The organism is Clostridium cibarium (assembly GCF_014836335.1).
In the GTDB taxonomy this organism is placed as follows: domain Bacteria; phylum Bacillota; class Clostridia; order Clostridiales; family Clostridiaceae; genus Clostridium; species Clostridium cibarium.
This window is the reverse complement of record NZ_JACSRA010000036.1, coordinates 22,260-32,948: the sequence shown is the minus strand read 5'-3', so window position 1 is coordinate 32,948 and position 10,689 is coordinate 22,260. Positions and strand designations below refer to the sequence as shown.

13 protein-coding genes are annotated in these 10,689 nt (G+C 26.9%); all 13 read left to right on the top strand.

Annotated elements, in window-relative coordinates:
- The coding region (locus H9661_RS19435) for a hypothetical protein (RefSeq protein ID WP_207729706.1) at positions 1–367 on the top strand (367 nt) is incomplete at its 5' end.
- Positions 354–1,160, top strand: coding sequence for a hypothetical protein (locus tag H9661_RS17455; RefSeq protein WP_191770045.1), 807 nt, complete (start codon positions 354–356; stop codon positions 1,158–1,160). The genes H9661_RS19435 and H9661_RS17455, both read left to right, overlap by 14 nt.
- A 9-nt stretch (positions 1,161–1,169) precedes the next feature.
- A complete protein-coding gene (locus tag H9661_RS17450; protein WP_191770044.1) occupies positions 1,170–1,814 on the top strand; it encodes an ATP-binding cassette domain-containing protein in 645 nt (214 codons plus the stop codon).
- A 24-nt stretch (positions 1,815–1,838) separates the two neighbouring features.
- Entirely contained in the window at positions 1,839–2,498 is a 660-nt protein-coding gene (locus tag H9661_RS17445; protein WP_191770043.1) for a hypothetical protein, read from the top strand.
- Positions 2,499–3,293: 795 nt separating this feature from the next.
- Positions 3,294–3,647 carry a YcxB family protein gene (locus H9661_RS17440; RefSeq protein WP_191770042.1) on the top strand — a complete coding sequence of 118 codons (354 nt, stop codon included), beginning with the start codon at positions 3,294–3,296 and terminating at the stop codon, positions 3,645–3,647.
- 187 nt (positions 3,648–3,834) lie between these two features.
- A complete protein-coding gene (locus H9661_RS17435) occupies positions 3,835–4,434 on the top strand; it encodes a hypothetical protein (RefSeq protein WP_191770040.1) in 600 nt (199 codons plus the stop codon).
- Between the two features lie 66 nt (positions 4,435–4,500).
- Positions 4,501–4,731, top strand: a complete 231-nt coding sequence (locus H9661_RS17430) for a hypothetical protein (RefSeq protein ID WP_207729705.1) — start codon at positions 4,501–4,503, stop codon at positions 4,729–4,731.
- Positions 4,732–4,843: 112 nt separating this feature from the next.
- Positions 4,844–5,392, top strand: coding sequence for an FtsX-like permease family protein (locus tag H9661_RS17425; protein ID WP_143316824.1), 549 nt, complete (start codon positions 4,844–4,846; stop codon positions 5,390–5,392).
- A gap of 93 nt (positions 5,393–5,485) precedes the next feature.
- On the top strand, positions 5,486–6,742 hold the full coding sequence (locus H9661_RS17420) for an APC family permease (RefSeq protein WP_191770039.1): 1,257 nt from the start codon (positions 5,486–5,488) through the stop codon (positions 6,740–6,742).
- A gap of 212 nt (positions 6,743–6,954) precedes the next feature.
- Positions 6,955–7,737 carry a zinc dependent phospholipase C family protein gene (locus tag H9661_RS17415; protein ID WP_143316822.1) on the top strand — a complete coding sequence of 261 codons (783 nt, stop codon included), beginning with the start codon at positions 6,955–6,957 and terminating at the stop codon, positions 7,735–7,737.
- A 127-nt stretch (positions 7,738–7,864) separates the two neighbouring features.
- On the top strand, positions 7,865–8,509 hold the full coding sequence (locus H9661_RS19745; protein ID WP_191770037.1) for a DUF3862 domain-containing protein: 645 nt from the start codon (positions 7,865–7,867) through the stop codon (positions 8,507–8,509).
- A gap of 285 nt (positions 8,510–8,794) precedes the next feature.
- The gene (locus H9661_RS17405; RefSeq protein ID WP_143316820.1) at positions 8,795–10,144 is read left to right on the top strand and encodes a glucose-6-phosphate isomerase; all 1,350 of its coding nucleotides are present in this window, start codon (positions 8,795–8,797) and stop codon (positions 10,142–10,144) included.
- 1 nt (position 10,145) lies between these two features.
- Positions 10,146–10,583 carry a YaiI/YqxD family protein gene (locus tag H9661_RS17400; RefSeq protein WP_191770035.1) on the top strand — a complete coding sequence of 146 codons (438 nt, stop codon included), beginning with the start codon at positions 10,146–10,148 and terminating at the stop codon, positions 10,581–10,583.
- Positions 10,584–10,689 lie beyond the last annotated feature (106 nt).

The window sequence follows — 10,689 nt, the reverse complement described above, 5'->3', positions numbered from 1 at the left end:
TAATATAAGTTATGTAAATATAGACTTTATTATATATTTATGTACTACTATTGTCATAGATATTTTAGGATGTACAAGTATCTTTTTAGCAATTGTGTTTATCAATTTAATTTTAAATAAAATAATAACAAGTTCAATTATAGTTTTTGGAGTCTTAACATTAATAGATGCTTTTGTTAGGGTTAGTAAAATGAACATTATGACGATTAATAAAATTCTATTTTATAAAAGCGATTTTACTAATTATCATAATAAGATATTTATCCATTTAAGTTATATCATATGCTTTCTTATAATAGGAATTTTTATTTATTTGCTTATAATTAATAAATCATGTAGTAAGGATATTTTATATGATGAAAACTAGAAAAAGTTTCTTAAAATATTGGAATTGGATGTTTGTTATTGGATCAATAGGATATATCTTTATAGTTGTATTTAAAATAAATCTATTGAAAGCAAATAGTATTGATTTAGATTATATTATTATTGATATTTTTGGTAATTTTGATATGAAATCAAAAAACTTTCTTACAAATTACACTAACTATATATATAATTTTATTGTTATCACATATATATGTGGAAATTATATATATAAAGATTTTAATAAAAATTATATATATATATTTACAAGAACAAATAAAAAGAGTAAGTGGATTAATATTAAAATAGTTGAGTTGTTTTGTATAATTTTTATATATCTTACTTTTCAATTTATTTTAGTAATTGGTTTAGCGGTTATTTGTGGATTTAGAATAATTAATTTGTATGATTTTGGTATTGTTATTGCATGTGTATTTCTAAATTTAGTATTAAACTTAGTCATAATAAATTTAATTGCTAATATTATTTCTTTTAAATTCAAAGAAATAGTAGGATATACAGCTTCAATAGCTATATTCTCTATATCAATATTAACGCCATGTATACTAAATTTACTTAATATATCAGAGAATTTCTACAAATATACTCCATTTGTAGGATCTATAACTGGTTGGTATGATTCATTTAATAAAATCATAAATAGAGATATATATTATTTCAGTTTTTATTTAAATAATCATAGTTTTCTAGTAAATATCATAGTAAATTTTATAGTTATTATAATATTACAGTTTATAATAAAAAAAATTATAGAAAATAGAGATATAATATAGGAGGTCCATATGAGTTATATAGAAATAAAAAATTTGAGCAAGGTTTTAAAAGGAACAACTGTTTTAAGTAAGGTGAATTTACAATTAGAAAAAGGCAAGATTTATGGGTTTATTGGAAGAAATGGCTCTGGAAAGACAATGTTATTTAGAGCTATCTGTGGGCTGATTCGACCAACAGAAGGTAAAATCTTAATAGATGGAAAGGAACTTAATGAAGATATTTCATTTCCAGAAAGTGTGGGAGTAATAATTGAAAACCCAGGTTTTTGGGGTAATTATACAGCTTATGAAAATTTGAAGATATTAAGTAGTATTAAGAATATAATTGATGATGAACAAATTAATAGTCAATTAAGTAGAATAGGACTAGATCAATATAAGAAGTTAAAATACAAAAAATTTTCATTAGGAATGAAACAAAAACTAGCTATTGTACAAGCTATTATGGAAAAACCAGATTTAATAGTATTAGACGAACCAACAAATGCATTAGATGAGGAAAGTTGTAATTTAGTTCGTGAGATGATATTAGAAGAAAAAAGAAGAGGAGCAACAATACTTGTTGCTAGTCATAATAGTGATGATATAAATATATTGGCTGATAAAAAATTTAAGATAGATAATGGGTTAGTATCTGAGATAGTTGCAAATTAAGATATAGAGAGTGAGATATTAAATATGGACAAAAATAGAAATAAGGTAATAGTAGGAATATTGCTAATAATAGTATTAATACCGTTATTAATTGGAATTAAAACAAAAAGGTCATTTCAATATACTATTAATCAAAATTTAGATTTTATGGACTATCAAATTATTAATAACACTAATAAGCAAAAATACTATGATCAGCTTGATAATATAGGCGATATATTTAAAGATTCTCCAATTGTAGCAAGAGTAAAGATGACAAATGAAAGAGAGTATCTAAGTCAATGTGTACTATCAAGTGTAGAGGTAGAAGATGTATTAAAAGGTGATATTGATTTAGAGCGAGAAAAAAAAATATATATATATGAACCTATTACTGTACAAGTCGATGCAGTATACACTAGTTTGGGGTATATACCAATGATTGAAGGGAATGAGTATATAGTATTTTTAAAACAATTAAAAGTTCCTAATGGATATAATATGTCCAATAAAGAGAAAAAATCATTTATGTATTACAATCCAACATATGGTAAGAGCGATATTGATGGTTTGCAACCTTATATATCTGATGGGAGTGAACAAATATCAATTAGAGATGTATCTAAGAATAATGTAATAATAAAAAAAGACAATTTGAATGAATATTCAAAATATCAAAGTATTATTTCACAGTATTTGCATTAGATTTTTAAGCAAGAATCACAAGTTTAAGTGATATAAAACTAAATGCTAGAATTTGTAGTATAGCAATATAGTTTTGAAAAAACATTAAGTAGAAAATAATATATGTTACTATAGGATAGAACAAATTAACTATAAAGTTACTAGAGATTAATTTTAATTTAAAGAAAACATAACAATAAAGAAATTATAAATAAACCTATTTGTTAAATGGGGAAAATAAGAAGAGTGCAGAAATGTACTCTTTTTATTATACAAAAAAGGAGGAAAAGAGAATGGCTGAGAAAGTAAAAAAGATATTCGTGTAGGAAGAGTTATAATTAATGATAATACAATATATGCAGTACAAAGATATTGTTAAACATAAATAATGTCAGATATTCAGTTGATGGGAAATCATTTTATTTTACTGCGACTAAGAAAGATTCGTTATCAAAGAAAGACTGTAATGGGGATGAGTACATTCCAAATAGTTTAAATAAAAGTGAGATTAAGAATTGATTAAATTTATATATAAATAATTTATATATCATATATATGGGGAAGATGCTATAATAAATTCGCATGAAAAAAATTCCAAGAACGTATGGAGTAAAAAATTTTAGAAGGTGATTATTAAGTATGAATGTAAAATATGAGATAACTCGTGAGGATTTTAAGAAATGCATTAAGTATGTCATGTTCAATTTGCCACAGATTAGACGTAACTTTATTACTTTTTTATTTACATTTCCTTCAATAATTCTAATTTTTTTATTGTTTTTTTAATTTTCATTCCAAATACAAATAAAAACAATAATGATTATCTTGATAACTATTGTTGGAGGAGGCATATTAGATTTAATTGCATACTATAACCTTATTGAAAAGGAAATAAGAAAACTTCAAAAAGCAGGTGGATATTTTTGTGAGCACACTATAAAGATGAATGAAGAAGGTGTCAGAGAAATAACATCTTATAATGATACTTTGTCGAAGTGGAAAGCTATAAATAGTGTTACTGAGAATAAGGATTATATTTATGTTATATTTTCTAATAGTTCATTTCATGTAATACCTAAGAGAGCATTTAATTCTATTGAAGAAGCTAATGAGTTTTATGATAAATCAGTAATTCTATGGAAGGAAAACAGAATAAGTGGTGATTTATAGTAAAAAGAATTCTCAGCAATGGGGATTTTTTTAGTTAAATAAATATGATTATGGATGTTGAAAAAATAAAAGAAATAGTATTCTTAATATGAATTATGCCTAGTAATTTAGTAGTTTTCAATATAACTTCGTGATATATGATGATATAATTGGTATAAATTATTTGAAGCATTAATAAGGGGGAACTATGAAAAAGCTATTCTGGGGAGGAATATTTCTATTAGTATTTGTTTTTATAGGATTCATAATAAATCTGAGTTCATATAGAATTTTAAATGATAAAAGGCAATTAGAAATTTCTGTAATGAGTTTTGCTAATCCTAAATATTCATTAATCAGCATAAACAAAGATATTGACAAAGATCCTCAAGATGATGCATATGTTGACATCAAGCAAGAGTTAAAATTAGATGATAAGAAGTTTGCTTTATATACTTTGGATAAAAGAATTGGGTATGCAGCACTAACTAAAGGTCTTAATAATAAATATAAAATTGATTTTACAGAACGTGGCAGTGGATATTTTAGAAATAGGATAATTGAAACAAACAAGGGAAAATACATTATTCTTTTAGGTAAAAATCCTGATATGAAAATTACATATACAAACATACAGTTAGATGGCAAGGAGTATAAAATTGAAATACCACAGCAAGAATATTATATAGTATATTGTAAGGTTCCGAATAGTACACAGGTGAATTTTATTAATATTAACAAAATAAAGCTATTCAATGAGAATGATGTTGATATTACAGATGAGATGATTAGAGTTTTAATTAGATAGAGAATATTTAATATTTAGAAACCAAATATTATAAGTAATTTATTTAATATATGAAAGGATAGCATTGTGGAGGTTGTTGAAGAAATTATTTCAAAAAAGAAAGAGTACAAAGTGGAAATAATAAAACGGACTGATGGACTATTTAGTATTGAAATATTGAGATGGTTTGAAGATGAATGGGATGAACGGTGGATACCAATAAAAAATGATATATCAATAGTAGATACAAAGAAACATGCAATAGAAATTGCTCTTGAAAAATTACGAAATATAACAGGTGAAGATATTATTATTTGAGATGTAGTTTTTATTATGAGTGCAGACCAGCAATTAAACATAAAGTTTATTCGCTATTATTAATAATTTACTTCACTTTTTTTAATTTATAAATTGAAAATGGGAGGATGGAATGAAGGCTTATAAAGTAAAATATTTTTTCGAATATGCAATAAAGAGTTTAAAGAGAAATATTACAACAACAATTGCTTCAATGATTAGCATATCTATAGCTGTCTTTATTGTTAGACTATTTTTATTATATATGTTTTCAGTTAAGGAAATTGCAGAGAAAGAATTAATGTTAATTGGAGTGTCAATGTTCGTTTTAATAATAGGAGTTTTATTATTTTTAATTATTACTATAATTAAGATGTCTATGTTTTGTAGGGAATATGAAATAAGTGTAATGAAAGCTATTGGAGCTACTGATTGGTTTGTTCGATGGATTTTTATTACGGAGGGATTAATTATAGGAATTATTGGGGCTCTATTAGGTAGTATATCGATGTTTACTTTATATGAGGTTCTATATGATAAATTAATAGTTTTCGCAGATTTATTTAATCGTATAGATTCTACATTGGTAAATGAAAGAATGTTATTACAATATGGAATAATTGGAGCTTTTATAGGTATAATTGGCTATAGTATTTCATTGCGAAAAATTCTTAAAAGGTAAATCGAAATTTTCGATAAGACATATCTATAATTTCAATTTTACAAATGAATTTCCCCCTAATATAATAAAAACATGACAACGAGGGGGAGAAATATGAATAAAAAATTAAACACAATTTCACTAAGTGGGTTGATGATAGGGCCTATATTAGGATCAGGTATTGTACTTTTACCACCTATTGCAATTCATATGCTTGGAGATAATGCCATAATAGCATGGATAATAACTATGGTTATGGGGGCTATATTTGCTTACATATTTACAAAAATGAGCATACTAACTTCAAGTAATGAGGGAGTAAACTTAATAGTAGGAGAAAAACTAGGACATAATTTTAGTGAATTATCTTCAAATTATTTGACAGCAGCAGTTTGCTTTGGACCAGTAGCTGTTTTGTATACAGCATCGGGATTTGTTTGTGATATTATTCCTGGAGCTAATAACTATAAGATCTTTGTGGTTTTTGTATTGTTATTGCTTAATGTATTTATACTTATGATGGGAATAACGGCAATGGGAAAAGTGACGTTAATACTTTCTTCATTGACAGGATTTATTCTTATTATTAGTAGTATTTTTAATATATTAGATCAAAGTAGTATAACTTTTCCAAATGCTTTACCACAGGTTACAACACTTGGATCAACTCTTTTATTATTGTTTTGGGCGATTATTGGTTGGGAAGTGATTGGAAACTATGTTGAAGATGTAATTAATCCTGAGAAGACGCTTATGCGTGCTATGAAAATTAGCTTATTTGCTGTTATTTCTATATATATGCTGACCACTTTTGCTTTACAGAACAGTATGAATGGACAAGTTATTACAAAGGAGACAGATATTAATGTAAGTTTAATCCTTGTTCCCTTATTCGGGGAAGGGTCTTATATTATTATGGGAATTATAGCAGCAGGCTTGTGTTTTGCAACTTTAATAATGATATTAGGTGCTGTAACAAGACAAATGGCAGCTAGAGCAGAAAAAGGAGCTCTTCCTGCTTTTTTAAGAAAAAATGAGGGAGAGAGATCTCCTAAAAGAGCTTTAATATTATTAACTACATTTCACTGTTTACTTATTTTCCTTATTTATAATGATTTTATAACTGTGGAATGGACTGTACAAATTGCAAATACATTCTTTATTTGCAATTCGTTACTTGGACTTGTGGCTAGCTTAAAATGTGTAAATAGTATTTTGTTAAAGTTATTGGTAACTTTGTTAATCTTGGTACTAATCGTGCTTTTAGCATTCTCTCCATTTGTAGGTTGGCTCTTATTGATCCTAGTAACTATAATGAGTATAGGTAAAAATCTTGGGCATATTATAAATAGATTTCAAAGAGAAAAATAATGTGTAGAAATACATAATAAAGTAGTTACGTTTTTATATTAAGTTAATATATGACGTAGCTACTTTTTGTTTAATTTTGAAATATTATAAGTAAAAATTATGTAAAAAGATTGATTGTATGTAAAATAAAGGGTAAAATTAAATAAGAATAATAGACAATGAACTAATATATGTGAAAATTTAAATTTATTATTTGAAGAAAGGTGAGTTTTATGAAAAAATCAAAGAAACTAATTTTGACTATTGTAACAAGTGTTATAATGATTTTTACTGCTGGACAAGCAGTATCTGCACAGGAAGTTAATACACAAGATTATGTACCAAAAACTTTATCTAGCAATGGACCAAATGATTCTCATGAACAATTTGTTGGACAAGCATTAAAAATTATAGAAAATGACAAGGGCAGTAATGCAGTTATTTTTTATAATGATAATAAGAAATTATTATTAGAATATTGTGATAAGCCTGATTCTGATGAAGCTGATTATGCTTTTGCTTATCATTTTTACAACCCATATACAAATAAAAATTATTTGCCAGCATTTTTATCTGCCTCAAAAATAACTGCGATGACAAAGTTTAAAGAACATATGGGAAATGCTGTGGAAAGTTACAATTCCAATAAAACATATTCTATGGAACAGTTAGGGCGTGCTATACATTTTTTAACAGATGTAAATGTACCTCATCATGCATCAAATATGATAGCTGGATTAAGCAGTCATTCACAATATGAAAAATATATTAGTAAAAACAATAGTTTATTTTTTGTAAATACCAGTGATGCTTATGATAAATATTCTGATTATAGTTTTGATCAATATTGTACTGAAATATTAAATGAGTGTGCTAAAAATGCTTATTCTTATAAGGCTGTTTGTAATTCTTATGATAGCTCAGAGTGGGAGAAGGCAGCACGTCCTACTTTGAAACTTGCACAAGAAAATATAGCATCTTTATTATATAGATTTGAAAAGGAAGTAAGTAAATAATATATCTACAAAAACCGACATGGAAATTATAGGGAAATGTCAAGTAAACTCAATATATCCTATTTATTTACAAACTAAGAAATAAGATGTAAAATAGTATTATACGTAAAAAAAGGATGGGATGTAAGTGAGTAAATCAGAAAAAAAGCCATTTTTTAATAAATGGTGTATTTTGGTAATTGTTGTGTTAGTAATAGGAATTGCTATAGGAAGTCAAAAAGGTAAGGATAAAGATAAAGGTAATGACGTCAGCGTAAGTTCTGAAACTGCTACTGATCAAACAGATTCTTCAGGTAAAAGTGATAATGCTGAAAGCACTGGAGGAACTGAAGATAGTAAAGTAAATTATGACAATTTTTTAAAGATTCAGATGGGACAAAAGTACGAAGATGTTGTTAATTTAATAGGTGAAGGTACAGAAAAATCGTCTTCAGAGATTTCTGGAGTTAAAACAACACTTTACTCTTGGGATGGAAATGCTGGAAGTAACTTAAATGTAACAGTTCAAAATGGGATTGTTGTAGGAAAAGCACAGATTAGACTTAAGTCTGTGGATGCAGGTATAACATTGGAGAAGTTTAATAAAATAAATAATGGAATGACTTATGAACAGGTAAAAGAAATTTTGGGCGAAGGACAAATAATGTCTCAAGATAAGATAAAAGATAATGAATCTATTATGTATGAATATGTAAATTCAGATGGATCAAATGCAAACTTCACATTTATAAAAAATTCATTAACATTAAAGACACAATTTCAATTAAAATAATATTAATATAATGAACTATCTAAAATGGTGAAATAAGATTTTAGATAGTTCATTTTCATGTCTAATAAGATTTAAAGTAAGTATGTAAAGTATTTTATTGCCTAGAATAACTTGCAACATTTTTTATGATTGATAAATTAAACATAAAAAAATAGTTTTTTGTGCAACATAAATAATATGAGTGTTAAAATTAGATAATAATAATGAATTGGTTAAAAAATCTACAATAACTATGATATAATAGGAAGAGTAAATTTCCATTAATAATATTCGGAGGTAATAGTTATGAAAAAAGCATTGACATTTAATTTGTCAAAAACAGCTCCAGTTTTAAAAGAGCATGAAGTAAGTTATATGGGAGAATTAGTTAAAGCGGCTCATGACAAACTTCATAACAAAACAGGTGCTGGAAACGATTTTTTAGGGTGGATTGACCTTCCTGTAAATTATGATAAGGTAGAATTTGAAAGAATAAAGAAGTCAGCAGAAAAGATTAAGAGTGATTCAGATGCTCTTATAGTAATAGGAATTGGTGGATCATACTTAGGAGCAAGAGCTGCTATAGAAATGTTAACACATAATTTCCAAAATTCATTAGATTCTTCAAAGAGAAAGACACCACAAATTTTCTATGTAGGAAATAATATAAGCTCTACTTATATGAGTGATCTTTTAGAAGCTATTGATGGAAAAGATATTTCAGTAAATGTAATATCTAAATCTGGTACTACTACAGAACCTGCTATAGCATTCAGAATTTTTAAATCATACATGGAAAAGAAATATGGAAAAGAAGAAGCTAAGAAGAGAATATTTGCTACAACAGATGCAGCAAAGGGAGCTTTAAAAACTTTAGCTGATGCAGAAGGTTATGAAACATTTGTAATACCTGATGATGTAGGAGGAAGATTCTCAGTTCTTACTCCAGTTGGATTGCTACCAATAGCAGCAGCAGGAATTGATATAGATGAAATGATGAAGGGTGCAGCTGATGCAAGAGAAGTATACTCAAACCCTAACTTAGAAGAAAATGATTGTTATAAATATGCAGCAGCTAGAAATGCATTATATAACAAAGGTAAGACTATAGAAATCCTTGTGAACTATGAACCAGCATTACATTATTTCAATGAATGGTGGAAACAATTATACGGAGAATCAGAAGGAAAAGATAATAAGGGATTATTCCCAGCAGCAGTTGACTTTACTACTGATCTTCACTCTATGGGTCAATACATACAAGAAGGTAGAAGAGATCTTATTGAAACAGTTATTAATGTTGAAAATGTAAGTAAGAAAATCTTCATCGAAGAAACTGAAGATAATTTAGATGGATTGAACTTCTTAGCTGGTAAGGATATGGACTTTGTTAATAAAAAGGCATTCCAAGGAACACTAATAGCACATAATGATGGTGGAGTTCCTAATATGGTTGTCAATGTACCAGAATTGTCACCATATTATTTCGGACAATTAGTTTACTTCTTTGAAAAAGCTTGTGGAATTAGCGGATATCTTTTAGGTGTTAATCCATTTGATCAACCAGGTGTTGAAGCATACAAGAAGAACATGTTTGCATTATTAGGTAAGCCAGGATATGAAGATATGAAGGCTGAACTAGAAAAAAGATTATAATATGAAGATTATTATAGATGGAGATGCTTGCCCAAGCATCTCCGCTATTGAAGAAGTAGCGAAGTCTGAAAATATAGAAGTACTTATTTTTTGCGATATAAATCACTATATAAGTAGTGATTATTCAACTGTTAGGGTTGTAGATAGTGGGTTTCAAAGTGTGGATATGCATGTTGTTAATAATGCATTTGAAAATGATATAGTTATTACTCAAGATTATGGAGTGGCAGCTATGTGTTTGCCTAAGAAGTCATTTGTATTAAGTCCTAAAGGATATAGTTATACAGATAAGAATATCGATAGGTTATTAGAAGAGCGACATATTTCTCAAAGAATAAGACGGGGTGGGGGAAAGACTCCAAATCCCAAAAAGAGAAATAAAGAAGATGAAATAAGATTAATAGAGAAATTAAAAAAAATAATAGAGATAAATAAATAACATCAAAGTAATAAGTATATTTTGATGTTTTTTATATTTAACTATTAACTCTAGCTCATAAAAAATGTATAATAAACATATATATAGGCTAACAATAATTTACATA

Bases quoted from the DNA above. Each gene is read 5' to 3' on its own strand.
- H9661_RS17455 (WP_191770045.1), top strand. From the start codon at position 354: ATGATGAAAACTAGAAAAAGTTTCTTAAAATATTGGAATTGGATGTTT.
- H9661_RS17450 (WP_191770044.1), top strand. From the start codon at position 1,170: ATGAGTTATATAGAAATAAAAAATTTGAGCAAGGTTTTAAAAGGAACA.
- H9661_RS17445 (WP_191770043.1), top strand. From the start codon at position 1,839: ATGGACAAAAATAGAAATAAGGTAATAGTAGGAATATTGCTAATAATA.
- H9661_RS17440 (WP_191770042.1), top strand. From the start codon at position 3,294: ATGATTATCTTGATAACTATTGTTGGAGGAGGCATATTAGATTTAATT.
- H9661_RS17435 (WP_191770040.1), top strand. From the start codon at position 3,835: ATGAAAAAGCTATTCTGGGGAGGAATATTTCTATTAGTATTTGTTTTT.
- H9661_RS17425 (WP_143316824.1), top strand. From the start codon at position 4,844: ATGAAGGCTTATAAAGTAAAATATTTTTTCGAATATGCAATAAAGAGT.
- H9661_RS17420 (WP_191770039.1), top strand. From the start codon at position 5,486: ATGAATAAAAAATTAAACACAATTTCACTAAGTGGGTTGATGATAGGG.
- H9661_RS17415 (WP_143316822.1), top strand. From the start codon at position 6,955: ATGAAAAAATCAAAGAAACTAATTTTGACTATTGTAACAAGTGTTATA.
- H9661_RS17405 (WP_143316820.1), top strand. From the start codon at position 8,795: ATGAAAAAAGCATTGACATTTAATTTGTCAAAAACAGCTCCAGTTTTA.
- H9661_RS17400 (WP_191770035.1), top strand. From the start codon at position 10,146: ATGAAGATTATTATAGATGGAGATGCTTGCCCAAGCATCTCCGCTATT.